Here is a 674-nt window from a genome sequence, read left to right as displayed (position 1 = left end):
CTGGCTTTAAGAAACAGGGTTAATCCTCAGGAAAGTTTTGACGGTTTTTACCAGTCTGTAAAAGAGCATACTTTAAAGAGCTATAACCACCAGATGTATCCTTTTGATCGATTGGTGGAAGATTTAAATCTTCAAAGAGATACAAGCAGAAGTGCGGTATTTGACGTCATGCTTACCGTTAAAACTAATAGCGAAAGAATTGCCGGAGTTGAAATATTAGAAGAAGCGTTAAATCAGGTAGTTGATCAGGGGTATAGCACTGCAAAATTTGATATAGAGATTACTTTTCAGGAGGTGGGCGATTGCCTGTCTTTGAACTTAATATTCAACTCGGATGTGTACGAGAAGGAGATGGTTGAAGGACTGATAGGGCATTACAAGCAGTTGTTAAATGCACTGTTGGAAACCCCTGAAGAGAAAATAGCACAAATAGATTATGTATCGGAAGAAGAGAAACACAAACTGCTTTTTACTTTTAATGATACAACAGCAGCTTATCCGAAGGACAAGACAATTGTAGATTTAATTGAAGAGCAAGTAGAAAAGACACCGGATAACATCGCCATAGTCTTTGAGAATACAGAACTGACTTACAGAGAGCTTAATGAGCGATCCAATCAGTTGGCGCATTACCTAATGGATAATTACAACATTCAGCCGGATGATCTGATAGG

1 protein-coding gene is annotated in these 674 nt (G+C 38.4%); it reads left to right on the top strand.

Going from position 1 to position 674, the window contains the following annotated elements:
• A partial coding sequence (locus tag JO950_RS21960) for a condensation domain-containing protein (protein WP_202704546.1) occupies positions 1-674 on the top strand: 674 nt, incomplete at both ends.

It is taken from the genome of Flavobacterium sp. UGB4466 (assembly GCF_903469665.1).
In the GTDB taxonomy this organism is placed as follows: Bacteria; Bacteroidota; Bacteroidia; order Flavobacteriales; family Flavobacteriaceae; genus Flavobacterium; species Flavobacterium lipolyticum.
Note: the sequence above shows the minus strand (reverse complement) of the source record. Positions and strands in the feature narration are given on the sequence as shown.